Source organism: Marinomonas sargassi (genome assembly GCF_025716875.1).
GTDB lineage: Bacteria > Pseudomonadota > Gammaproteobacteria > Pseudomonadales > Marinomonadaceae > Marinomonas > Marinomonas sargassi.
The window spans coordinates 49,760-75,729 of record NZ_JAOVZB010000007.1; the positions used below are offsets into that span (position 1 = coordinate 49,760).

General features: G+C 41.6%; 19 protein-coding genes and 1 pseudogene. 18 read left to right on the forward strand and 2 right to left on the reverse strand.

Annotation, left to right across the window (positions count from 1 at the left end; all coding sequences use genetic code 11):
- The first annotated feature begins 141 nt into the window (after positions 1–141).
- The 9 genes from OFY17_RS14040 (at position 142) to OFY17_RS14080 (ending at position 12,996) form a co-directional block, all read left to right on the forward strand.
- Positions 142–1,128 carry a hypothetical protein gene (locus OFY17_RS14040; protein WP_263531370.1) on the forward strand — a complete coding sequence of 329 codons (987 nt, stop codon included), beginning with the start codon at positions 142–144 and terminating at the stop codon, positions 1,126–1,128.
- Positions 1,100–1,804, forward strand: coding sequence for a hypothetical protein (locus tag OFY17_RS14045; RefSeq protein WP_263531371.1), 705 nt, complete (start codon positions 1,100–1,102; stop codon positions 1,802–1,804). Before OFY17_RS14040 ends, OFY17_RS14045 begins: the two co-directional genes overlap by 29 nt.
- Complete coding sequence (locus tag OFY17_RS14050; protein ID WP_263531372.1) at positions 1,801–2,994, forward strand: type II and III secretion system protein; 1,194 nt, start codon at positions 1,801–1,803, stop codon at positions 2,992–2,994. Before OFY17_RS14045 ends, OFY17_RS14050 begins: the two co-directional genes overlap by 4 nt.
- A gap of 42 nt (positions 2,995–3,036) precedes the next feature.
- A complete protein-coding gene (locus OFY17_RS14055; RefSeq protein WP_263531373.1) occupies positions 3,037–3,585 on the forward strand; it encodes a shikimate kinase in 549 nt (182 codons plus the stop codon).
- A complete protein-coding gene (gene aroB, locus OFY17_RS14060) occupies positions 3,585–4,691 on the forward strand; it encodes a 3-dehydroquinate synthase (protein ID WP_263531374.1) in 1,107 nt (368 codons plus the stop codon). Before OFY17_RS14055 ends, aroB begins: the two co-directional genes overlap by 1 nt.
- Positions 4,692–4,719: 28 nt before the next feature.
- Positions 4,720–6,240 (forward strand): SPOR domain-containing protein, encoded by a 1,521-nt coding sequence (locus OFY17_RS14065; RefSeq protein ID WP_263531375.1) that lies wholly within the window; start codon positions 4,720–4,722, stop codon positions 6,238–6,240.
- Between the two features lie 451 nt (positions 6,241–6,691).
- Positions 6,692–11,143 carry a glutamate synthase large subunit gene (gene gltB / locus OFY17_RS14070; protein ID WP_263531376.1) on the forward strand — a complete coding sequence of 1,484 codons (4,452 nt, stop codon included), beginning with the start codon at positions 6,692–6,694 and terminating at the stop codon, positions 11,141–11,143.
- A 107-nt stretch (positions 11,144–11,250) separates the two neighbouring features.
- Positions 11,251–12,672 (forward strand): FAD-dependent oxidoreductase, encoded by a 1,422-nt coding sequence (locus OFY17_RS14075; protein WP_263531377.1) that lies wholly within the window; start codon positions 11,251–11,253, stop codon positions 12,670–12,672.
- A gap of 147 nt (positions 12,673–12,819) precedes the next feature.
- Positions 12,820–12,996 carry a DUF6435 family protein gene (locus OFY17_RS14080; protein WP_263531378.1) on the forward strand — a complete coding sequence of 59 codons (177 nt, stop codon included), beginning with the start codon at positions 12,820–12,822 and terminating at the stop codon, positions 12,994–12,996.
- Here OFY17_RS14080 and OFY17_RS14085 read toward each other — a convergent pair.
- Positions 12,993–15,347: an EAL domain-containing protein gene (locus tag OFY17_RS14085; RefSeq protein WP_263531379.1), complete on the reverse strand. Its 2,355-nt coding sequence runs from the start codon at positions 15,345–15,347 to the stop codon at positions 12,993–12,995. The two genes, OFY17_RS14080 and OFY17_RS14085, sit on opposite strands and share 4 nt — an antisense overlap.
- The gene (locus tag OFY17_RS14090) at positions 15,337–16,926 is read right to left on the reverse strand and encodes a cation:proton antiporter family protein (RefSeq protein ID WP_263531380.1); all 1,590 of its coding nucleotides are present in this window, start codon (positions 16,924–16,926) and stop codon (positions 15,337–15,339) included. The genes OFY17_RS14085 and OFY17_RS14090 overlap by 11 nt, the downstream gene beginning before the upstream one ends.
- A 256-nt stretch (positions 16,927–17,182) precedes the next feature.
- Between OFY17_RS14090 and OFY17_RS14095 the strand changes: the two genes are divergently transcribed.
- The 9 genes and pseudogenes from OFY17_RS14095 to OFY17_RS14135 form a co-directional block, all read left to right on the forward strand.
- On the forward strand, positions 17,183–18,511 hold the full coding sequence (locus OFY17_RS14095; protein WP_263531381.1) for an MATE family efflux transporter: 1,329 nt from the start codon (positions 17,183–17,185) through the stop codon (positions 18,509–18,511).
- 797 nt (positions 18,512–19,308) lie between these two features.
- Positions 19,309–20,415 carry an ABC transporter ATP-binding protein gene (locus OFY17_RS14100; RefSeq protein WP_263531382.1) on the forward strand — a complete coding sequence of 369 codons (1,107 nt, stop codon included), beginning with the start codon at positions 19,309–19,311 and terminating at the stop codon, positions 20,413–20,415.
- 55 nt (positions 20,416–20,470) lie between these two features.
- Positions 20,471–21,385, forward strand: coding sequence for an ABC transporter permease (locus tag OFY17_RS14105; protein WP_263531383.1), 915 nt, complete (start codon positions 20,471–20,473; stop codon positions 21,383–21,385).
- A gap of 11 nt (positions 21,386–21,396) precedes the next feature.
- On the forward strand, positions 21,397–22,278 hold the full coding sequence (locus OFY17_RS14110) for a carbohydrate ABC transporter permease (protein ID WP_263531384.1): 882 nt from the start codon (positions 21,397–21,399) through the stop codon (positions 22,276–22,278).
- A gap of 44 nt (positions 22,279–22,322) precedes the next feature.
- A complete protein-coding gene (locus OFY17_RS14115; protein ID WP_263531385.1) occupies positions 22,323–23,879 on the forward strand; it encodes a type 2 periplasmic-binding domain-containing protein in 1,557 nt (518 codons plus the stop codon).
- A gap of 215 nt (positions 23,880–24,094) precedes the next feature.
- A complete protein-coding gene (locus OFY17_RS14120) occupies positions 24,095–24,778 on the forward strand; it encodes a MotA/TolQ/ExbB proton channel family protein (RefSeq protein ID WP_263531386.1) in 684 nt (227 codons plus the stop codon).
- Positions 24,768–25,187 (forward strand): ExbD/TolR family protein, encoded by a 420-nt coding sequence (locus OFY17_RS14125; protein ID WP_263531387.1) that lies wholly within the window; start codon positions 24,768–24,770, stop codon positions 25,185–25,187. Before OFY17_RS14120 ends, OFY17_RS14125 begins: the two co-directional genes overlap by 11 nt.
- Positions 25,184–25,615, forward strand: a complete 432-nt coding sequence (locus OFY17_RS14130) for an ExbD/TolR family protein (protein WP_263531388.1) — start codon at positions 25,184–25,186, stop codon at positions 25,613–25,615. Before OFY17_RS14125 ends, OFY17_RS14130 begins: the two co-directional genes overlap by 4 nt.
- Positions 25,612–25,970: pseudogene (locus OFY17_RS14135) on the forward strand (energy transducer TonB); the annotation flags it as partial. The gene OFY17_RS14130 and the pseudogene OFY17_RS14135, both read left to right, overlap by 4 nt.

Consider the following 25,970-nt stretch of genomic DNA (forward strand, 5'->3'; position numbering starts at 1 on the left):
AAAAAAGAAAAGATTATACCTAAGATATTTAGCGTGTGGCGGCTAACTTTGTATCTTGTGTATTATCCTTGTTAATAGAGGCCGTATGAAGCGGCCATTTACCTATTTAGCTTATTATTTCATGGATGAAGGATTAAGCTTATGTTTATGCCCTACTTGGCGGCTATTTACTCGCAGCAAGGTTGCGAATACTGCCGCCCTTTTGAGATTGATAACAATCTTAGTCGTTTGAACTATGTGTCTGACGTTCTTCCTTGTGCGAACGAATTAGAAAGCATAAAGGATTCATTGATAGCTCCTCGTACAGGTAAAGATACCCGTTTGCTTGTGTTGGTTCCTGATAGTTGGTTGTCCGTTTCAAGTCATTTTTCAGATGAACCTATACCATCAAAGTTATTGCCTTTGGCCTCACTAAGTCATGCCGTCGAAGTAACATTTTCTGCTCCTGAAACGGTATGGTTTGGTTTTCAATATCAAAAAGTGACTCAGCATAGTTTTGAGCTAAGGGTTGTTGCTTGTTCCGCTGAGTTAGCACAATCCCTTCTATCCCCCTTTTTGAGTCACTATAAAGCCTGTTTGTTGATGACATATGGGCAATGGCAAGCTTTAAAAGCGAGAGAGAAATCTTGGACTTGGTTAGTCAAAAAGAGCTTGTCTCATTACCAGTTTGGTAAAAAAGAGCGCCAGAAAACAAAAACACTATGGCTGACCTTATTGCTATCCAGTGCTTTTGTTCATTTGGGAGGTTATGTCTACTGGCAAGCGCTCACTGAGTTATCAGATGACGCCTTGCTCGAGAGCCATACCCTTCATCATAAAGCGTCAGATTGGATGAGTTCTAGTCTAGAAAATCGCTTCCTTTCAACTTCTTTAACTTTGTTCCAAGGTTTGTCTACATCCGCTTTTCCCCTTGTCATTAAGGTCAATGGGAATGACGCAATGCTGCAGCTCATGGTTCCTGAAAATGACCTAGTTACTCTGCAAAAGAATTGGCAAGAACAGCATCCAGATTGGCGTATTGACCTTTCCCCTCATAATAAAGAAGCAAGAGCCTCGTTAGAGATATTCTCTCATTCGATTAATAAAGCGGAGGTATGGGATGTCTCTATCTCAAATCATCAAGATTGATGTTAAGCGCTTTTTTGAGGTTACTCCTATCATTGTATTGTTGTGTCTTCTTCTACAGATAGGTATCTGGGTTGTTCTGGTTTTTCAATCACAGCAAACTCTAGAGCGGAACGAAAATAAGAAATACCGTGAAGCAAAAGAATGGAACGACATTGTTCGACAGTCTCAACTCATAAAAAATTATCAATACAATCAACCTAGCTGGTTGATCTTTTCTGCAGATGATAGGTCTTCGCCCTCTAAGAGCTTCATTATTAAAGGGCAAGCTTCTTTAGAAGAGTGGCAGGCATTGTTGGATTCAATACAGCAAGAGGTTTCTGTCAGTTTAGCCTCATTGCAATGGCAGTACATGAGCTTGGAAGGCTGGTTTGGAGAGTTGGAGTTTCATGTTCGGTCACCTAAAAAAACTCATCCATATTACGATTGGCTGCCTGTGCGAATGACTTCCGCTTCTTCACTAAATACACCATGGCGTTTGGTTTCGGTTATCAGAGTAGATAAAAAAGTATCTGCTTTATTACAGAACCAAAATGATGGTTATTGGGTGAAAGAGGGAGACTGGTTGCCTTCCTTGGGCGTCAAGGTTCATTCGGTTTCAGAAGAAAGAGTCACTATTCTTGCTAAGAATGGACAGAAGCGAGTGATTAATAGGCAAAGTTCTGGAGGCGATAAATGAATAGATCAGTGAGAAGGCGTAGGTCATCTCTTTTATTGTTTGTTTTACTGTCTTCGGTAGTGCGCCCTAGTTGGTCAATGGATGTGTACGTTGAGGCGCGGCCCATTCAAGAGGTACTTCCTTGGTTGGCATCAGAAATGGGTGAAAGCCTGATCATTAGCCCCGAAATTCAGAATGTTTTAACTTTAACGATTAAGGATGCCAGTTGGGAGGAGGTGATTGAAGCCGTTGCCCAGCAGCCAGATATTCATCTTGAGTGGCAAGGGCGGGTGGCAATACTTATGCCTCAACGAGTAGATTTAGTCGAACAGGTTGAGCAGAAACGCTCATGTCCACATTATTATTGGACTCTTAAGCATGCCAAGGCAGAAACAGTTGGTAAGCATATACAAACATTACAACCTGATCTCTCTTTTGTTGTTGATGATAGGACTAATTCTATTGTCGCAATATCTTGTGATGACACTAAGCTTATTCAAGGCACCTTGTCTTGGCTCGACACGCCATTAAAGCAAATAGAAATCAGCGCACAAATTGCGCAAGTAAGCCGAAGCGTGCAATCCCAGTTAGGAGTAGATTGGCAAATGACGCTATCGGATGGCGTTAGATCTTCGTTGGGTGGTGCCGTGGATCTAGGTGCATTAGTTCCCACGTCAAGCTTAACTTCCTCTGTGTTTGGCGGTTCTGGTTTATTGAGCTTGACTCTAGACCTAATGGAGAGTGAAGGCTTTGCCAATATTATTTCTAAACCAAGGATCGTCACGTCAGAAGGGCAAACTGCCAAAATTGAATCTGGTACAGAAATCCCATACCAAACCGTCAGTGATGACACTGTCAGTGTCGAATTTCGTCAAGCTGCTCTGGTATTAGAGGTAACACCTTTCGTGAAAGATGGGGGGAATATTTTGCTATCGTTAAGTATCCATCAAGACTCGGTTGGCGAGTTGGTCAATGGTGTGCCCAGTTTAGAGACGAATAGGCTAAACACGCAGGTGCTGGTTAAGAATGAAGACACTTTAGTGTTAGGTGGCATTTTTAGAGAAGAGACTTTTGAGTCTGAGAGCCATGTTCCTTTCTTTAGTGATATTCCATTACTAGGCAGCTTGTTTAAAAGGCGTACAGAACAACAAGAAAAGGTTGAATTACTTGTATTTATTACTCCAAAGCTGCTACAAATGGTAGATAATTAGGCATAAGTCTAAATCTATTTTATATCAACTTAATTGAAGACAATGAAAAAAGCTCCCAATATTATTTTAGTAGGCCCGATGGGCGCAGGAAAAACGACAATTGGCCGTTTGCTTTCTCAAGCCATGGGTAAAGAATTTTATGATCTGGATAAGGTTATAGAAGATAATGCTGGTGCAGATATCCCCTGGATTTTTGAAAGAGAAGGCGAGGACGGTTTCCGCAAACGTGAGACTCAAGCACTCTCTTCGTTAGTGCAATCAGACAAAGAGAATTGCGTACTGGCGACAGGTGGCGGCATAGTGATGCGAGATGAAAATAGAAGCATCCTGAATGATGGCTCTGTCGTTGTCTATTTATATGCTTCTGTATCTCAACAGCTTTACAGAACATCAAAAAGCTCACATCGCCCTCTATTGCAGACAGGTGACCCAAAAGCCACCTTGCGTAAATTGTTTGAAGTACGAGACCCTTTATACCGAGAAGTTGCAACGCTTGTTGTCGAGACGGATGCGCGTCATCCTAAATCGGTTGCGAATAAAGTTTTAGACGCAATAAAACGTCATTTAAATACGGAGACTTCTATATCCTAATGCGTACGTTAACTGTTGATTTGGGTGATCGTAGCTACCCTATTTATATTGGTAATGGCATTCGCCAAAACAAAGAATTATTTGATGATGCGATACATGGCAAACAGGTCATGATTGTTACTAACGATACCATTGCACCTTTGTACCTTGACGCTATGGTTGCCATGTTATCCGTAGACTATAAAGTGGACACATGCATTTTGCCGGATGGAGAGGTGTATAAAACACTGGAAACTTACGGCTCCATTATGACGGCGTTATTGGAAGCTAAACATAACAGAACAACGACCATTATCGCATTAGGTGGTGGTGTAGTTGGTGATATGGCGGGTTATGCTGCTGCTACTTATCAGCGCGGCGTGCCCTTCATTCAAGTACCTACCACTCTATTGTCACAGGTGGACTCCTCTGTTGGTGGAAAAACTGGCGTTAATCACCCATTAGGCAAAAACATGATAGGGGCGTTTTACCAGCCTCAAGCGGTCATAATTGATACAGAAACATTGTCTAGTCTGCCTTCGCGAGAGTTGTCTGCAGGCATGGCTGAAGTGATTAAGTATGGTTTAATTTGTGATGCGCCTTTCTTTGATTGGTTAGAGCAGGAAATGCCTGACCTTATGTCACTTGATAATGACAAAATTAGTGACGCCATTTATCGTTCTTGTGTTGCTAAAGCGAACGTCGTTGCCCAAGATGAAAGAGAAGGCGGCATCCGAGCTATTTTAAATCTAGGTCATACATTTGGTCATGCCATCGAGACAGAAATGGGTTACGGAAATTGGTTGCATGGTGAAGCTGTCGCTGCAGGTAGTGTTTTAGCCGTTGATTTATCTTGGCGTATGGGAAATCTGACGGATCAAGATGTAGAACGCTCTATCAATCTGTTTGAAGCGGCCAACCTACCTGTATTACCACCTGTTAATATGACTTTGGATAGTTTTATTGAGCGTATGGCGCTGGATAAAAAAGTACTGGACGGTAACCTGAGGTTAGTCTTGTTAGATTCTTTAGGTGATGCGATAGTGACCTCAGACTTTCCAATGGAAAGCTTTAATGACTGTATTCTTGATGCCCTTGAAGCTAGCAAAAGTGTTAGCTCGAGTTAATCTTTTGTGACCTTGTTGAAGGACTATTATGCCTAAGCCAGAGTTCCAGTTTGACCTAGAGGATGCCCTTGATCAGCCCTCAAAAGCAGCGCTGAGGGACCCTTTTGGCTCAAAAGATGTGTCGGTTTACTTTGCTTCAGAAGAAGGTAACCAGCAGCTGGCTTTACTTGAACATTTAAGTCGTTACAGCAATTTGCTTTCTGTTGTTCAAGGTCCTCAGGGAAGCGGTAAAAGCCGATTCTTGATGGAGTTCTCTCGCCATCAAGATGAAACTACTGTGGTGAGTCATGTAAAAGGCACCATGTTGATGACAGCGGGTCAGCTGTTACAAGCAATATATGCAGGCTTTGCTGGCCATTTCTCACAACCCCCTAATGAAGCGACTTTTGGTCCTTTGTTAAAATTTTCCCATGAATTGGATGAGCAGGGACAAGCCGCTCTGGTATTAATTGATAATGCTCAGGAGCTCAATACAGATGCTGTGAGTATGTTGTTGGACATGATGTCGTTAGCGACAGACAGCCAAACAGTGCCCCATGTCGTGCTATTCAGTGAATATTCTCTTGCGCGGAATTTAGATGCTTATCAAAGCTCTCGTTACGAGCAACTTAGTCATGCTCTGACGTTGGCACCCTATTCATTAGAACAAACAAGAGCTTATTTGCTTCACCGTGTTCGTGCTATTGGTGGTGAAATTAATCTGCCATTCACGGATAAACAGGTCGCCAAGATACATCAAGAATCTGGTGGTTACCCGGGGCGTATCAATACTTCAGCTCAAGCTATGATGGGGATAGGGAGTAAGCCTGCAAAAAAAGGTATGCGACTCAACCTAGCAATGGGCTTCCCTCTCGTTCACATGGCACTTTTATCTATTGTCATGCTGGGCATCTTGGTTGTTGCTTTGTTTTCTGGTCAGTCAGATGAGACACCTACCGCGACAGATCGAACCGCTAATGTTATTCCTTTGAGCCCTAGGCAAGGTCAATCCTCAGAGGAAACCATTGCTCGTATTGATGCCATGCAAAAGCGAATCGGTCAAAGTGATCCTTTGGTTTTACCTCCAATACAATCTGGAACTGTGCTGCCACCTATTAGTACCTCGGCAGTAGCCACACCAACACCAGAACCTACTACAATACCTACAGCACCTATTCGATCAGAAGCGCCTTTGTTAGAACCAGCTCCTGTTGCTCCTGTAACTACCCCAGCTATTGAAGTAGCACCAGCAGTCGAACAGCAAGATGCTTTTGACAAAAGCCAATGGTGGCTATCGCAAAACCCTAATCGATATACGCTGCAATTATTGGGGACGCATAATAAAGGCACAGTGCAAAGTTTTATCCGAGATCAGGGTAGTGTGGATGCATTGGGCTATTTTAAGTCGACCCACCAAAATAAAGATTGGTATGTTGTCGTGTATGGTTCTTACCAGAATCGAAGTGAAGCGATTGCAGCCTCTGAAAACCTTCCTAAAGACCTCCGTGATCTTAATCCATGGGCAAGAAGTGCTCGTGGGATACAAGACGACATTAGAAAAGCGCAGTAATTGAAAAGAATTTTTTGATTGCTGTGTTATTGCTTTCAATAAACACCTGATAAAAATCATACAGAAACATAAAGTTTGAGTATTTATCAGGCATAGAAGCAAATTTAGTAAAAATAACTTTAATTATCTAAAAAACATGAATCCACAGTGGAATTTTCTGTTTGTAAAAACGCATGCCATAGATAATTCTCTAATTCCTTCCATTTGACCTTAATTTATACCTTTAAAACGACGTATTTAGAGTCCTGATTAGTCGTACAAATTTGAGTGGCTATCTGTTGCGAGGTAGTATGTGAAGCTATTTGAATGATGTTTTTTGAGTGATAATCGTTATCGTTCGCGTTATTTTAAACGATTTTAAGCGACGATAGCAACACTTCTTTGTAATTAGCTCAGGCATCATGCAACACGTTTTTTTAATTATTGAAGTTATTATTTTGGGAGTTTGTGTATGAATACAGGCCTTTATCGTCCTGGTGAGTTCAAAGACAACTGTGGATTTGGATTGATTGCTCATATGGAAGGCAATGCCAGTCATGAATTGCTTAAAACAGCCATTCAGTCTTTGACATGTATGACCCACCGCGGAGGCATCGCCGCCGATGGTAAAACCGGTGACGGTTGTGGTCTTTTGATACAGAAACCTGATGCATTTTTACGTGCAGAAGCGAAAGCTCTGTTTAATGCTATGTTGTCAGACCTATATGCTATTGGTATGGTCTTTTTTGACCAAGATGAAACTCTAGCAACAGAGCAGCGTGATGCATTAGCAAAAGAGCTGGAAGGCCAAGGTTTAAAAGTAGTAGGTTGGCGTGAAGTACCGGTAGACCCTTCTTGTCTTGGCCAAATCGCAGTGGAATGCTTGCCTCGTATTGAGCAAGTTTTTGTTGATAGTAACCGCTTGGACGCTCGTACTTTTGCTACACGTTTGTTTGTCGCTCGTCGCCAAGCAGAAATTGCTATGAAGCATTATGAAAACTTCTATGTTTGTTCTTTATCTGACAAGGTGTTGTCTTATAAAGGTCTCATGATGCCTGTGGACCTGCCTTCTTTCTATAAAGACTTAGGTAATGAGAAGTTACAAACAGCCATCTGTGTTTTCCACCAACGTTTTTCTACTAATACCTTGCCTAGATGGCCTCTAGCACAACCATTCCGTATGTTGGCTCACAATGGTGAAATCAACACAATCGAAGGTAACCGTAATTGGGCTTTGGCGCGTGCTAGCAAGTTACGCTCTCCTCTAATTCCAGAACTACAAGAGTTGCAGCCGTTAGTTAACCTAACAGGATCAGATTCTTCTTCCATGGATAACATGTTGGAAATTTTGGCGACAGGCGGTATGGATATTTTCCGTGCAGCACGTCTGATCATTCCACCGGCATGGCAAAATGTTGAGAACATGGACCCAGATCTTAGAGCGTTTTATGAATATAACTCTATGCATATGGAACCATGGGATGGCCCAGCAGGTTTGGTAATGACGGATGGTCGCCATGCTATCTGTATGCTTGACCGTAACGGTTTGCGTCCATCGCGTTGGGTAATTACCAAAAATGGTTTCATTACCCTAGCATCTGAGATCGGTACTTACGATTACAAGCCACAAGATGTTGTGGCAAAAGGCCGTGTTGGTCCGGGTCAAATGTTGGTTGTTGATACGCAGAATGGCAAAATCTTGCATACGGATGACGTTGATAACCATCTTAAGGTTCAGCATCCATACAAAAAATGGCTTAAGCAAGAAGGCATTCGTTTTGAGTCCATGCTGCAAGAGTCGCAGCAAGAATTTGAAGCATTTACGCCTGACGAAATGCTGGCTTATCAGAAAATGTTTCAGGTCTCGTTTGAAGAGCGCGAGCAAATTTTCCGCCCATTAGCGGAAAGTGGCCATGAAGCGGTTGGCTCTATGGGTGATGATACACCAATGGCCGTTATGTCTAGTCAGACAAGACCTGTGACTGATTACTTCCGTCAGAAATTCGCACAGGTGACTAACCCACCGATAGATCCACTGCGCGAATCTATCGTTATGTCACTAGAGACTTGTATTGGTGTTGAGCGTAACTTGTTCGAAGAAACACCAAAGCATGCGAACCGTATTATCTTAACGTCGCCTGTTGTCTCCCCTCGCAAATTTAGTCGTCTGTTAGCATTTGAAGATCACCGTTTCCATTTGGTGCAATTAAGTACTAACTACAACCCCGAAGAAGTTACCCTTGAAGAAGCTGTAACTAACCTGAAACTGAAAGCGGTTGAAGAAGTGAAGAATGGTGCGGTTATTCTAGTACTGACTGACCGTGATATCTCAAAAGGTCATTTGCCTATTCCCGCACCAATGGCTGTGGGTGCTGTGCATCACCATTTATCAGAAGAAGGTTTACGCTGTGATTCAAACATCATCGCGGATACTGGTTTTGCAAGAGATCCACATCAATTTGCTGTATTGCTCGGTTTTGGTGCTACCGCTGTTTACCCGTACTTATCCTACCGTTTGATCAACGATATGGTAGATAAAGGTGAGGTAATGGGTGATCCGATCTCATGTCATTCGAAATACCGTAAAGGCATTAACAAAGGCTTGATGAAGATCCTTTCGAAAATGGGTATCTCGACGATTGCCTCTTACCGTGGTGCTCAATTGTTCGAAGCTGTTGGTCTTGATAAGGCGGTTATAGATCTTTGTTTCAAAGGGGTTGCTAGCCGTATTCAAGGTGCGACCTTTGCTGACTTCCAGCGCGAGCAAGCGTCTGTGGCAAGCAATGCTTGGAAACAGCGTAAGCCAATTCAGCATGGCGGCTATATCAAGTATGTGCACGATGCGGAATATCATGCTTTCAATCCAGATGTTGTGCGCAACCTGCAAACAGCCGTAGGCAGTGGCAAGTTTGAAGACTTCTCAAAATACACTGAGCTGGTAAATAATCGCCCTGCAGCAATGCTGCGTGACTTGTTTACTCTTTCTGATAAAGCACAAGCGATTGCCCTAGATGAAGTTGAAGCAGTAGAAGACATTCTTCCTCGTTTCGATTCGGCTGGTATGTCATTAGGTGCTTTGTCTCCAGAAGCTCACGAAGCTCTGGCGCAAGCAATGAATGAATTAGGCTGTCGTTCAAATTCAGGTGAGGGTGGCGAAGACCCAGCTCGTCATGGCACTGAACGTCGTTCTAAGATTAAGCAAATTGCCTCTGGTCGTTTTGGTGTGACGCCTGAATATCTTGTTAATGCTGAAGTGTTACAGATTAAAGTGGCACAAGGTGCAAAACCGGGTGAAGGTGGTCAGTTACCTGGTGGTAAAGTAAATGGCTTAATTGCTCGTTTACGTTATGCGGTACCGGGCGTAACTCTTATTTCTCCGCCTCCACACCATGATATTTATTCGATAGAAGATTTGGCTCAGCTAATTTTTGACTTGAAGCAAGTGAACCCAGAAGCATTAGTTTCTGTGAAACTGGTATCAGAGCCCGGAGTAGGAACGATTGCTGCAGGTGTAGCGAAAGCTTACGCTGATCTAATTACTATCTCTGGTTACGACGGTGGTACCGCAGCGTCACCATTAACCTCAATTCGTCATGCTGGTTCTCCTTGGGAGCTGGGTTTGGCCGAAGCACAGCAAGCACTACGTGCTAATGATTTACGTGGAAAAATCCGCCTACAAACAGACGGTGGTTTAAAAACAGGTCTGGATGTTGTTAAAGCCGCTATTTTGGGTGCCGAGAGCTTTGGTTTTGGTACGACACCCATGATAGCTATGGGTTGTAAGTTCTTACGTATTTGTCATTTGAATAACTGTGCAACAGGTGTAGCAACGCAAGACCAAGGTCTTCGTGATGACCACTTCATTGGTACGGTTGAAATGATTAAAAACTTCTTCCTCTTTATGGCAGAAGATACTCGTCAATGGTTAGCGAAATTAGGCGTTTCTCGCCTTGAAGATTTGATTGGCCGTACTGACTTATTGGCATTGCTACCTGGTGAAACAGAGAAGCAGCGTAATCTAGATTTATCGCCAATTTTAAATAATGACTTGATCCCAGCAGACAAACCTCAGTTCTGTCAGTCGAGCTTTAACCCGCCTCATGACCAAGGCCTATTGGCTATTAAAATGTGGGAAGCGGTTCAAAGCGTCGTTGAAGAAAAAGAAGGTGGCGAGTTTGAATTCAATGTCACCAACTGTGACCGCTCTATCGGCGCTCGTTTATCAGGTGAGATAGCAAAACGCTATGGTAACCAAGGTATGGCTGATACACCTCTTACATTGAAATTGTCTGGTACAGCAGGACAAAGTTTTGGTGTTTGGAATGCTGGTGGCCTAAATATGTACCTAGAGGGTGATGCCAACGATTATGTAGGTAAAGGCATGACAGGTGGTAAGTTAGTTATCCATCCACCGCAAGGGTCACGTTTTGAATCGCAAAAGTCTGCCATTATTGGTAACACCTGTTTGTATGGCGCGACAGGCGGTAAGTTGTTTGCGGCTGGTACGGCTGGTGAGCGTTTTGCTGTTCGTAACTCTGGTGTTCATGCTGTTATTGAAGGAGCTGGAGACCACTGTTGTGAATACATGACAGGCGGTTTAGTTACTGTACTTGGTAATACTGGTTATAACTTCGGTGCCGGTATGACGGGCGGCTTCGCTTATGTTCTAGATTTAGATCGTACTTTTGTTGATAAGTACAACCATGAGCTGGTTGAAATTCATCGCATTGGTACGGAAGTAACGGAAGAGTACCGTTCTCACTTGCGCTCTGTGATTGAAGAGTATGTAAGAGAAACGGGTAGTGAATGGGGTACTGAAATTCTAGAAAACTTCTATGACTACATAGGAAAATTCTGGTTAGTGAAACCCAAAGCAGCGAGTTTAGGTGCGTTGCTTGCGAGTACTCGTCAGCGTCCAGAGTAAATAAAACTGTCGTGGCGCTTGAGAACAAGCGCCTTGAATACATTAGTTTTTGACCCATTTGAGAGAAGTGTCGCTGGTACCGTCAGCGACCAAGGAGATAGCAGCTTATGTCTGAGCGCTTGAACAACGCATTTCAATTTGTCGAAGTGGATCGTAAAGACCCACAGAAGAAACCTTTAATTACACGTAAAGGTCAATTCGTCGAAATATATAAGCCCTTTGAAGAAGCAGGGGCCAAAGATCAATCACATCGCTGTTTAGAGTGTGGTAACCCATACTGTGAATGGAAATGTCCTGTGCATAACTACATTCCTAACTGGCTGAAGCTAGTGAGTGAAGGCAGTATTTTGGAGGCGGCCGAGTTAAGCCATAGAACCAATTCATTACCTGAGGTTTGTGGTCGAGTATGTCCTCAAGATAGGTTATGTGAAGGTGCTTGTACGCTTGGTGAAGGTGGCTTTGGAGCGGTAACTATCGGTTCTGTAGAGAAGTACATTACAGATACGGCCTTTGCCTTAGGCTGGCGACCTGATATGTCTAAAGTTATCCCAGTTGATAAAACGGTAGCGATTGTTGGTGCTGGCCCTGCAGGACTTGCTTGTGCTGATATTTTGGTACGTAACGGCATCAAGCCAGTTGTGTTTGATAAATACCCTGAAATTGGTGGCTTGCTTACTTTCGGTATTCCAGAATTCAAACTAGAAAAAAGTGTTATGTCTCGTCGCCGTGAAATTTTCGAAGAGATGGGTGTTGAGTTTGTTTTAGGTACTTCTGTTGGTGATGACGTGCCATTTGAGCATGTATTGGCAGAATATGACGCTGTGTTCTTAGGTATGGGTACTTATAAATACATGAAAGGTGGCTTCCCTGGCGAAGACTTACCGGGTGTTTATGACGCATTGGATTACCTAATTTCTAACGTAAACCACTGCCTAGACTTTGAAGAAGATGAAGCTGACTTCATTAACTTGAAAGGTAAAAATGTCGTTGTACTAGGTGGTGGTGATACCGCAATGGACTGTAACCGTACAGCGATTCGTCAAGGTGCTAAGTCTGTTTCTTGTGCTTACCGTCGAGATGAAGAGAATATGCCTGGTTCTCGTAAAGAAGTGGCCAATGCCAAAGAAGAGGGCGTGCAGTTCCTATTTAATCGTCAGCCGGTAGAAATTATTGGTGAAGATAAAGTGGAAGGCATAAAAGTAGTTGAAACTAAAATGGGTGAGCCTGATGAAAACGGCCGCCGCAGAGCAGAAGTAGTGGAAGGCAGTGAACAAATTATTTCTGCAGACGCTATTTTGGTGGCCTTTGGTTTCCAGCCTAGCCCAGCGCCTTGGTTTGAAAAATATGGCATTGATACGGATAAGTGGGGGCGTGTTGTCGCACCTAAGAAAGGTCAATACATGTTCCAAACGACCAATGAAAAAGTCTTTGCTGGTGGCGATATGGTCCGTGGTTCCGACTTGGTAGTAACGGCGATTGACGAAGGTCGTAAAGCAGCTGAAGGTATTATGGACTTCTTAGACGTATAACTCGTCCTTAGAGCTCATCGAAACGCTAAGTAGCAAGGCTGCTTAGCGTTTTTTTTATGCTTTTAAAAATGAGTGGGAGGGTCAAAAAGATCCAATTCATTAGTAAGCACGTACTTACTATATCTAGAATATAAAGTAGGTATCCTAATGTTTTCTTTTTTTAAATCTGACCCAATAAAAAAATTAGATAAAGAGTACGGTGTTTTGCTTGAGCAGGCTATGCAGGCTCAGAGGTCTGGTGATATTAGACTTTATTCTGAGCTGACAGAGCGAGCTGAAGAGCTTAGAAAGGAAATCGAAAAAGCCAAGGAAGCAAGCCTTTAAGCTTTCTTAGCCTCAATGAATTCCTTAAAGCTTTCTGGAGTCATTGGTCGTGCATACCAATAGCCTTGGCCGTATTGGACGCCTAGAGAGGACAATAAGTCGTATTGATCCTCTGTCTCTATTCCTTCAGCGATCGTACTGACTTTTAGTGAGCTCGCTAGGTGAGTAATAGAACGAATGATAGAGCGAGACTTTTCATCCGCATCAGATTGGTTGATAAAGGAACGATCAATTTTCAGCTTATCTATCGGCAAGTCGTGTAGGTAAGAGAGGGATGAGTAGCCTGTGCCAAAGTCATCTAAGGCAATTTTGATCCCCATTTCTCTTAACGCGGTTAGGAAGTTGAATACAGGGCTCTTATCTGTAATAAGAACAGATTCAGTAATCTCTATTTCGAGACGACTTGGAGGGAGTTGGGTCTCTTCTAGAATTCTCTTTATATCACTTAATAAATCCGTTTTTTCTATCTGGGCACAAGAAACGTTCACAGCGACATATAGGTCATCCGGCCATGTTGCAGCTTCCGAGCAAGCCTTTTCAAGAATCCAAACACCCAAGAAGGAGATTAAGTCGCTTTCTTCTGCAATAGGTATGAAGTTCAATGGCGCTATCATGCCGCGTTTAGGGTGCTTCCACCTAACCAGTGCTTCTGCACCAATTAGTTGGCCAGTAGAAAGGTCAAGTTGAGGTTGGTAGTCCAAAATAAACTCGTTGTTGAAGATAGACTGCTTCATCTCGTTAACAACCTGACCTCTATGGTTGGCAGCCACTTCCATCTCGGTATTAAAAAAGCTCATGTAACGGCTGCTTGCTTGCTTGGCATCATTAAGCGCTAAGTCACCGGCTCTTAGCAGGCCTTCGATAGAGTTAATGCTGTCACTGCTAAAAGCGATACCAAGGCTTATAGAAATGTTTATCTGGCTATTGCCGTATGACCAAGGCTGAATGATTGTGTTGTATAGCTCTGTGCTAAGCTCTTCGATTTTTTCAGAAGATGATGTATTAGGAATGACGATGGCGAATTCATCACCATTTAATCGAGATAAAATGGCATTTTCAGGAATATTATTTTTTAAACGGTTACTAACCTCGATTAACAAATCATCCCCTGCATTATGCCCAAATGAGTCATTAATCATTTTGAAGTTATCTAAATCCATAAGTACTAATGCAAATACACTTTCAGACGTTGTGGATTTTGTGAACAGAGACGTTAATTGATCGTTAAAAAAGAGTCTATTTCCTATACCTGTGAGGCTGTCTGTATTGGCTTGCTTAATCATCTCGCGTTTAGGTAAAACAGCACTGGTTCTATCTTTAGTGACACCTCTCCAGCCAATGAAGGTATCTTGATTGTCAGTGATGATCTTAGCGGATAGAGACCACCATAATGTCTCGTTGTTAACCTTGATAGGTAGCAGGATGTTACTAAAGTCGGCGCGCTTGGAGAGTGCCAAATTGACCTTTTGAAGTTGCTCTAGGGCATTTCTCTCCTCAGTATCTAGAAGGCTTTCTAGAATATTTACAAAAGGGAAATGAAGTAGGTTTTGAGAGTCTGACCCAGTGGCTTGGGTGAGCTTTTGTGAAACATATTGAAGGTGCCCATATTTATCTACTTCCCATAGCCAATCACTGGCTTTTTCCTCGAAGTCGTTGAGTAGCACACTTGCCGCTTGGCGCTGCATTTCGACTTGGTTTTCTCTCTTGAAATTTTGTACATGATGTCTTGTTACTGATAAGCAGATCAGACTTAAAGACAATACACCGATCAATGTGAAAAGGATTATATCCGTACTTAAACTGCCAAATAGGTATGCATAAGCTAAAACAAATCCGCCGCTGAAACCAACAGCCCAAGTTGCTCCAATTAATAAAATACGTGAAAAAATAATGCAGCCTGTTACAACAAACGCAGCAGCGCTTAACACGAAGAAGACTTCTTGCTCGGGTAGGATTAATGTAAACCAATAGCAGGATAGAAAGGCATATGAAATAGCAGAAGCTATTATGGTTAAAGCGAGAGGTTTGGTGGGTAATTGATGAATATCTAGATGCTTGTGCTTGATCACATAACTCCACCAGAAACTCAGTTTCACGAAAGTGATAACAGAAAGAGCTATGACATACACTAAAGCAAACTCATTGTGACCTTTATCCCATGTGAACATTAAACTTGCGAGAACGACAAATAGAGATATAAGACAAGTGAGTGGAAGTGACTTCACAATGTTTAGAAACTGGTGTGACTGATACTTAGCCGCATAATCATTCTGATCATGCGCTAGATAAAAGTAGCTGATAATCCAGTCGACTATCTTGGGTATTAAAGGTAGCGGGTTCTTATCTGACATTCATTTGTCCTGCGGCTTTCACCAACGCCAAGCTTTCCTCTGCAAATCCAGTTCCTGCATCAGTATAGAAGTTAAAGACGTTATTTATCCCAGAAGCGAGTAATATTTCTTGCTCATCATGGTAATGAGCGATTGCAGCGATTTGCCCTTGGTACTTAGCTTCTCTTAATTGGATGGCTATATTTCTACTATCTTCCGCAATAGGTAGAGCTAGCATGATTAAGCGAATACCTGATGTGTCGAGTCTCTCCCATAGATCGGCATCTTCACCGTCGCCGTAAAATATGTTGTTATGAGTGGACTGCATTAGTTCTATTCTGCTTCGGTCCGCATCCATACCAGCGACATTATCGCCGATTAAATGGTGTAGTGACTCAAAGGCGCCTCGCCCAACTCGACCTAGCCCGACAACCAGCACTTCAACATCTTTTGGCTGAGTGAAAACATCTTCCTGTAAGCACTGATCACTTTCGAATTGGCGAATTTTCTCTTTATTCTTTTGGTAAAGACGGTGAGAGCGTCGGTAAATAAGATTGGTGATGACAAACGAGAAAGAAATCGAGAGAGCTAATATGACTAACCAATCTTTCTCCATCCAGCCATTCGCAACACTTAGAGTTATAACAATTAATCCAAACTCGCTGTAATTGGAAAGAATCAAAGATGAAAGAAAGGAGGTTCGTCCTCTAAGTTTAAGCTTAGTGAGAAGAAGAAAGAATAAGCCGAATTTAACTAATATTACCAAAGTAAGGATAAGGCTAATCCCTACCATGCTTAATGTAGGTAAGGCGGTTAGTCCAATAGATAAGAAAAAACCAATTAAGAACAAATCTTTAAAGTTCATTAAAGACTTGTTGAGCTCAGAGGCTTTGGAGTGAGATGCTAATAACATCCCCAATACAAGAGCACCTAAGTCACCTTTCACGCCAAACAAATAAAATAGCTCATAGCCACCCAGCGCAAGAACAAAGCCCGTGAGCGGTAGCATTTCACCATGTCCTACTTTATCGACAACTTTATTAATGACGGGGCGTAAGAAGAGTAGCCCGAATAGGCAGAAGGCCCAAATGGAAGGCACCTTACCCGTTGCAGCAACAAGAAATACAACAGCAACAATGTCTTGCATAACAAGTATGCCGATTGAAAGTCGTCCATGGCGGGTTTTTAATTCACCGTTTTCTTCCAATAGCTTCATGACACAAACTGTACTGGAAAAACTTAATGCAAAGCCCAGTAAGGCAGCTGTTTTCATATTAAGTAGGTCGAAGTAGGGGAGGCTTAGAGCACCTAGCAATAATGCAATACTGCCTATGGCGATTGTTGTCCAGACACTCATGTGACTGAGGGTGGATGCCCATATCTCAGGTTTAAGAAGGTCTTGAACTTTTAATTTAAGGCCGATTGTAAACAGCATTATGGTAATGCCGATATTGGCAATAGTGGTGAGGGTATCGTTAGCTTGGTAGCCAAAGGCATTTAGAAGGAAGCCAGCGATTAAAAAGCCAATTAATGGAGGAAGGTTTATTGTTTTGATCGCTAATCCACATGCGAATGCAAATAAAATCCAAATAAATTCCATTAGAGTCCTACTAAATCAAAATTGGTCATAAACACTAACAAAAATAGTATATGATTTTGTATCTACAATGTAGTTTATTGTGAGCGATCGATGCTTTTTTATCAGTATAAAAACTCACCAAATCATGAAATGCGAGTTTATGGATCAATTACTTGCTAATGCGCGCTTTTGGCGCGCTTGTACTTCTTAAATCTTTGCTAAAATGTCCTAGGTTTTACTTTCTTAGCTTTAATGTCTTTCCAATATTGAGTCTTTTATGTCTGTTTTCTCTGCTTCTTCTTTATCCCTCTCAAAACAACTTTTTAATATGACTTGGCCTATGTTGTTTGGCATCTTGTCTCTAATGAGCTTTCAACTGGTCGATAGTGCCTTTATTGGGCAGCTAGGAGTGTTGCCTTTGGCTGCTCAAGGTTTCACTTTGCCTATGCAAATGGTAGTGATTGGTGTTCAGGTGGGGTTAGGGATTGCGACTACTTCTGTAATTTCCAGAGCCTTGGGTTCTGGTAATTCTATGTATAGCCGCCAATTAGCTGGTTTGGTGTTAGTGATCGGAGGTGTTGGGATTGCGGCACTTTGTTTTGCTGTCTGGTTATTCCGAGGTTATATCTTACTTTTTTTAAGTGCCCCTGAAGAGATTTTTATTGTCATTGAATCTTATTGGCCCCATTGGTTGTTGAGCGCTTGGATGGGAGCACTGATTTACTTTTATTACAGTATTTGTCGATCGAACGGTAATACTTTGTTGCCTGGGATTATGATGGTTATTACCAGCTTACTTAACTTAGTACTGGATCCTATCTTTATCTTCACCTTGGACTTAGGTTTGAATGGCGCAGCTATGGCGACAACCTTGTCCTTTGGCTTGGGCGTTTTGGTTATGGGTTATCAAGTATTTACTAAACAATGGTTAACCTTTAATTGGCAAGGTCTGAAGATTTCAAAAAGCTTGCTGTCATTAGGTCACATTATGGGGCCGGCTATGATCAGTCAATTGTTCCCTCCTATTGCATCTATGATAGCGACAAAGCTGATTGCTAGTTTCGGTGCTGCCGCTGTAGCTGCTTGGGCCTTAGGCTCTCGCTTTGAGTTTTTTTCCATTGTTGTGGTGTTGGCTTTGACCATGTCAATGCCACCTATGGTAGGGCGATTGTATGGTGCTAAAAAAATTGGCGAAATTAAGCAGTTAGTTGCCATTGCTTGCTGCTTTATTCTTGGCTTCCAATTGTTGATTGCGATTGCCACTTTTTTTGCATCAACATGGTTGGCGGGTTTGATGACTAGTGAACCGTACGTTTCTAATATTTTGCGATGGCACCTAGTACTTATACCGATTAGCTTGGGAGCTTTAGGAATCTGTATGTTGATGGTGTCTGTTCTTAACGCATTAGGTAGGCCATATGTTGCGTTACTTGTTTCTGCCTTAAGGCTCTTTGCCTTTTTTGTGCCTGGTTTGTGGCTAGGGGCTGAGGTCGCAGGGTTAAAGGGGCTTTTTGCAGGGGTGCTGATTGCGAATGTCGTTGCCGGGGGATGTGCTTGGAGTGTTTATTTAAGGGAAGTGAAATTAATAGAACAAGCAAGTTCGTAAAGGTGGTCGCTGTTGTTATGCCTAGAAGCTATTTTATTTTTCTATGACATTTCTGTTGTCTAATAGTTTTTTGCTTTGTATTTGAGGTGAAGGGACGCATTTTAGAATGTAAATTCCAGTATCGCTCTTAGTGGACTTTAAAAACTATAAGACTTTGGTCTTAATTTTTTTTGTATGCAAAACAATTGTTTGGACAGGGCTTGAAAGGTAAAAACGACTTTCTGACGCTAGTTTTCTCCGTTGTTTTTAATATTTATTTGTTTTTCTTTGCTCAAAATTCTTGTGTTGGTTGGCTTTTTTAACTTTTACTAGGCCTCTGTTTATGGTCAAAAAAAAGCTGTACTCATTGAGATAATTGAGTGTAGTATTGTAAGACAAATAGGTATGCAAGTACCTAAAGCTCAGACTTATCTATACATGATAAACATAAAAAAAGCATGGTTAAGTAGGGTATGTACATGATAATAACAAAGAATGTGTTCCATTTTTTTGCTTTCCTTATTATCAAGAAGGGTCACGTTATTAGAGACTTTTCTTTTGTAATAGGGTGTGTGACGAATATCTTCCGTCCACTTATCACCACTTCCTTTCTAGCAGCATCTGTTTCCGTTTTTTTGGAAATTATCAAACAGTCGCTCGCTTCCCGCTTTGTAATTCTTACCAAGAATTTTTGTTTGTCGTAAACCTGTATAAATGTGGTTTTGGCTGATTCGTATTCAATAATGTTTTCTATGCCAAGTTTGTGGTTATAGAAGGCTCTATTTAACATTAAGAAAAACAAAAAGGTTGTTATAAATATGTCTTCAAGTCCTAATGTAACGCTTAATAAGGTCTACAAACGCTATGGCGATGTTGAAGTAGTAAAAGGCATCGATCTTTCTATAGAGAAAAAGGAATTCATCGTATTAGTTGGCCCTTCTGGTTGTGGTAAGTCTACTACTCTACGAATGATTGCTGGTTTGGAAGGTATTTCTGGTGGTGAAGTAGGAGTTGCTGGTCGTGTAGTAAACAATGTCGCTCCTAAAGATCGTGACGTTGCCATGGTATTTCAAAACTACGCTCTTTACCCGCACCTAAATGTTTATGACAACATTTCTTTTGGTTTGAAGCTTAGAAAAGCAGACAAGAATGAAACAGATGCAGCAGTTAAAGAAGCGTCAGGTATTCTTGGTCTTGATAAATATTTAGAGCGTCGCCCTGCAGATTTATCGGGTGGTCAAAGACAACGTGTTGCAATGGGTCGTGCGATCGTTCGTAAGCCTGAAGTATTTTTGTTTGATGAGCCTTTATCAAACTTGGATGCGAAACTAAGAACACAAATGCGTGCTGAAATTAAACGTCTTCACAAGCGTCTAGGTGTTACTACTGTTTATGTAACCCATGACCAAGTTGAAGCGATGACACTTGCTGACCGTATCGTAATTATGCGTGATGGACAGATTGAACAGATTGGTACGCCAATGGAAGTGTTCACTAAACCTGTTAATACCTTTGTTGCTAGCTTCATGGGTAGCCCGCCAATGAACCTTATTAAAGGTCACATTGTAGAAAAAGATTCGCAATTCTTTATTACGTTAAAAGACGGTTCACAAGTAAGAGTACCAGCGAAAGAAGGTACTTCTCTTACTGATGGCCAAAGCGTATACATGGGTATCCGCCCAGAAGATATTTACCTAAACAGTGATGAGCTACAAAACTCTGAGCGCGTTAGTTGTAATGTTGATTTGGTTGAGCCGTTAGGTGCTGAAGCTCTACTGCATATTCAATTTGATGGTCAAAACGCTGTTGTTAAAACAGGTAGTCGCCAAACATCTATTGAATCTATGAGTGAATGTAAGGAAGTCTTTATTAATTTAGATTACCTACATATTTTTGATGGCATCACAGAAAAATCAATATACTAATAATAGGTTTAATATGAATAATTCAAATATTAATAAGCAGGGGGAGGCATCTAATATGAGCCCACTTCCTTCTTTATTAGGCAGAATCAAAGAGAACTGGCAAGTATATGTATTGCTTGCTCCAATGGTGATCTGGTTTATTTTGTTTTTATATGCTCCGATGGGCGGTCTGCAAATAGCATTTAAAGACTTCAGCTTATTCCGTGGTATATCAGGTAGTGCTTGGGTAGGTTTTGAACATTTCAGAACATTATTTGAAGATGAAAACTTCCTTCGTGCTGTTAAAAACACATTTATCATTAGTTTTTATGGTTTGATCTTCGGATTTCCTATTCCGATTATGGTCGCTCTTATGTTTAATGAAATTCATCATTATATATTTAAGCGCGTATCTCAGACTATTGCGTACTTGCCTCACTTTATCTCAGTGGTAATTGTTGCTGGTCTTGTAATTAGTTTCTTGTCTCCAACAACAGGTATTTTAAACTTAGTTTTAGAATCACTTGGTTTTGATAAAATTTACTTTTTAACAAACCCTGATTATTTTAGAACTATTTTTATCAGTAGTAATATCTGGAAAGAAGCTGGTTTCAACTCTATTGTTTATTTGGCAGCAATTGCGAGTGTTAACCCATCTCTTTATGAATCAGCAAAAGTTGATGGCGCAACTCGTTTCCAAATGATGTATAAAATAACGCTTCCTACAATTCTTCCTACAATCCTTATCATGCTTATTATTAGTATCGGTAACATGGTTGAGGTTGGCTTTGAATATATTATCCTTTTGTACCAACCATCTACTTTTGAAACAGCAGATGTAATTAGTACATATATATATCGTGTCGGCCTACAAGGTAGTCAGTACGATGTGGCTACGGCTGCAGGTCTATTCAACGCTGTGGTTGCCTTTGTACTAGTGTATACGGCTAACTGGTTGAGTAGAAAATATTCATCGTCTTCTTTGTGGTAGGAATCAAATAAATGTCAGATTTTAATTTATATTCACGTGGCGATAAGGTATTTGGCTATGCCAATATGTTTCTTATTGGATTATTTGTACTAAGTACGCTTTATCCTTTTGTTTACATCTTTTCTGCTTCGATTAGTTCAGGCTTTGCGGTTTCGTCAGGACAGGTAATATTCTTACCGAAAGAAATTACCTTCGCCGCTTACGATAAAGTATTAAGTGATGTTGTTTTCTGGAAGTCTTATGCGAATACTTTCTTCTATACCATTTTTGGTACATTAGTAAGTTTGGCGATTATTATTCCTGGAGCGTATGCATTATCTAAACCAAGCTTAGTAGGTAGAAGATACTTTAACTTCTTCATCGCATTTACTATGTGGTTTAATGCCGGCATGATCCCATTCTTTTTGAATCTTCGTGATTTAGATTTATTGGATTCAAGGTTTGGTATATTAATTGCCTTTGCTTGTACTGCCTTTAATATTATTTTGTTAAGAAACTTCTTCGAAGCAATTCCAAAATCTTTTGAAGAAGCGGCAAGAATGGATGGTGCAGGTGAGTTTAGTTTGCTGTGGAAAGTATTTATTCCACTATCTAAACCAGCAATTGTAACCGTTGCATTATTCTGTATTGTTGCTCGTTGGAATGGTTATTTTTGGGCGATGATTCTTTTGCAAGAAGAAGATAAAATTCCGTTGCAAGTTTATTTGAAAAGAATAATCATCGAAGCTAATATGGATGACGAATTTGCTAGTACATTATTAAGCAGCAGTTATTCTTTCGAAACAATTGTTGCAGCAATTATTGTAGTTTCCATTATTCCAGTGTTAATGGTATATCCATACCTACAGAAACACTTTAATAAGGGAATCATGATGGGTGGCGTTAAAGAGTAAGAGTTCTTTTTTCAAAGATAAATATAATAAATGGAGAAAAAATAATGATTAAAAAAATATTGCCTTATTCCACTTTGGCACTAGCTCTAACAGCAGCTTCAGGCGCGTCTGTTGCAGCGAGTGATGATCAGTACAAGGCTACAGATAAGCCTTTAGAAATGACGATTCACATGCACGTAGGTAACAAATACGCATGGGATGAAGAGTGGCCAGTAGCGAAAGAATACGAAAAATACACTGGTATTAAACTTAAGGGTGTCGCTTCTAAAATCGGTACTAACAGTCAGGAACTATTTAACCTGATGCTAGTATCTGGCAACCTGCCTGACTTTGTTGGCGGTAACGCTCTTAAAGACAGCTTTTTCCAATACGGTATGGAAGGCGCATTCCTTCCTTTGAATGATTTGATCGAGCAATATGCTCCTAATATCAAAGCGTTCTTTGAGCAGTACCCAGACAAGAAGAAAGCAATTACAGCACCTGATGGCAACATCTACCACATTGCTTACTTCCCTGATGGACAAGCAGCTCGTGCTTACTACATTCGCCAAGATTGGTTGGATAAGTTAGGTCTTGAGCAACCACAGACTGTTGATGAGTTGTACACTGTACTGAAAGCTTTCCGTGACCAAGATCCAAATGGTAACGGTAAGAAAGATGAAGTACCTGCATTCTTCCGTCATTGGGAAGAAATGATCCGTCTAGTAACGCTTTGGGATGCTCGTACAACGGGTATGGATAGTGCTCACCAGTTCTACATCAAAGATAAAACAACGGCTCAGCATGGTTACGTAGAAGAGAATTACCGTACAGGTATTCGTAACCTAGCTAAATGGTACAAAGAAGGTTTGATCGACCAAGAAGTTTTCACACGTGGTTCTAAAGCTCGTGACTACTTGTTAAGTAACAACTTGGGCGGCATGACACATGACTGGTTTGCTAGTACTGCAGGCTACAATGATAGCTTGAAAGATCGAGTTCCTGGTTTTGAGTGGATTCCAATGGCTCCACCTGCAACACCATCAGGCGTTCGTATCGAAGAGAATGGTCGTGCTACTGTTAAGCCAGATGGTTGGGCATTGACTTACTCTAACCGTGATCCAATTGCTAGTATCAAGTACATGGATTTCATCTTCACTGAGAAAGGCCGCAACATTGCTAACTTCGGTGTAGAAGGTGTTCATTGGACTATGGTAGATGGTAAAGCGACTTACACAGATGAAGTATTAAACGCTGATACAGCGGTTAACACTCAAATGCGTAATGTTGGTGCTCAGATTCCTCTTGGTTACCCACAGGATTACAACTACGAGAAACAGTGGACAAATGAGATCGCTGCAAAAGGCATCGAAATGTACACAGACAATAACTACATCATTGAACAGTTTAATGGTGTCGCTATGACAGTTGCTGAGCGTCTTGTATACGACAAGTACTGGCCAGGCATCCTAACTTACATGTTAGAAGCGCAACAGCGTTGGATCCTAGGTAGTGCTGATGTTGATGAAGAGTGGGATGGTTACATCGCACGTATCAATAAACTTGGCTACGATAAAGTAATCAAAGTTTACCAAGCAGCTTACGATCGTCAGTATAAATAATTAATCTTTTCTGATTAATTCTAAAAAACACCTCCTATATGGAGGTGTTTTTTTATGTCTATAAAAAAGTGACTCTCCTCCTTTCTTGTACTTCAGCCCCTCTAACTGCCTTACTTTCTGACGGATAAATACTTAAGAAGTAAATTTAATATTGAAAGAGACCTTGATAATCAATATCATTTGCGGAAATTGATTTTATTATGTTAGGTGACTTTGTGAATGAGAGTGTAAAGCAAGCAATAATTGAGTTTTTACAGGTAGGAGGCCCAGTTGTTTGGATACTGATGGCATTCTCTATGGTTGCTTTGACTATTGTCTTGCTGAAATTTTGGCAGTTTTCACTGTTGCGTGCCGAGAGTGTCAAAACTGCCAATATTTCCTTAGAAGCGTGGCGACAAGGCGATACGGAAAAAGCCCTCAAATGTTTAAATGAAAAGCGCCCCATTGATGCTTTGCTTGGTTTTAGCATGAGAGCGAAAATGGCCTCGGATGAAAACGTAGAGCTGATTCGTGAAGAAGTCGAGCGCCGAGCTATGAAGCAGTTGAGTCAGTTGAGAGCTTATTTTCGTCCGTTAGAAATTATTGCAACTCTAAGCCCTCTACTGGGTCTTCTTGGAACAGTGTTAGGTATGATAGTTGCGTTTCAACAGATGGAAGGGGCGGGTTCCCAAGTTGATCCATCTGTCTTATCAGGTGGCATATGGCAGGCTTTGTTAACAACTGCAGTAGGCCTAGCCGTGGCGATTCCTGTCGTAACTTTACATAGCTGGTTAGAGAGAAAAGTAGAGAGAATCGCAGATAAAATGAATGACACGGTAACACAAGTTTTCACCTCAAAGAGTGTCAAGGCGAGTGTTAGCCAATCTACTGATGGTGTAGATGTGCTCCATGTCGCTTAAGTTATCCCAACCTAAACGAAAAAATGCTATTAGCTTAACGCCACTAATTGATGTGGTGTTTATCTTACTGTTGTTTTTTATGTTGACCTCAAGTTTTACTCCATGGCGTACATTAGATACGCCATTATCTTCTCCATCCACTAATACTGCATCTGAACCGAAAGAGAACATTACCTTAACTCTCAAACAAAATGATGGGCGTGTTTGGCTTGAAGAAGATGCCATTTCTGTTGTGGATAGCTCGTATTTCGACCTTCTTGTTACTAACTATGGTGACAGTACTTTCATTGTGAAAGCAGAAGAGGGTGTGACCTTGCAGAGCCTAATGGCCTTGGCGGATAGGCTTAAGCTGAGTGGTGCGGAAAAGGTATCCATTGCCAACGCTTTTGTTATGCCGGAGCAGAAATGAGAATAGGTGAAAAATACCGCACAAATAAAGCTAATAATGATGACAACATGGTGCCACTTATTAATGTGGTGTTTCTCATGTTGGTGTTCTTTATGGTCGCTGGACAAATAAAGAAGTCAGACCCCATTGATGTCATTCCACCTCACTCGGTAAATGATAAAAGGGCCCAATCCAACCCAAATATAGAGATTGTCGTGGGTATGGATGGCACCTTGTTTGTGGATGATGAGCTTAAAGACATTGAATCTGTGAGCGGTTACTTAGAATCTCAGTTTTCAATAGCAGAGGATCAAGAAAGCTTTTGGGTACAAATTAAAGCGGATGGTCATATGCCCCTCGAACAGCTTCGGCCTATTTTTAATCAGGTGCGTTTGGCTGGATTAACGAAAGTGAGTGTTTCTACACAGCTTACTCGGGAGCAACTATGATTGTTGTCCGTCATTGGGTTATGGCAAGCGCTTTAGCCATATCAATTCACGCTGGTGCTTTTTACCTTGCATTTCAAGAACCTTCAGAGGGCAGCCAAGCCGCAGGTTCATTGGGTATTGAATTCGATTTGGGAATGATGGGAGACCTAGGTGAATCTGAGTCGACCAGTGCCGCCCAAGAAGAAACACAAGAAGTGCTTGAGGAAACGGTAGAAGAAGAACCTACTGTTGAGCCAGAGCCAGAGCCAGAGCCAGAGCCAGAGCCAGAGCCAGAGCCAGAGCCAGAGCCAGAGCCAGAGCCAGAGCCAGAGCCAGAGCCAGAGCCAGAGCCAGAGCCAGAGCCAGAGCCAGAGCC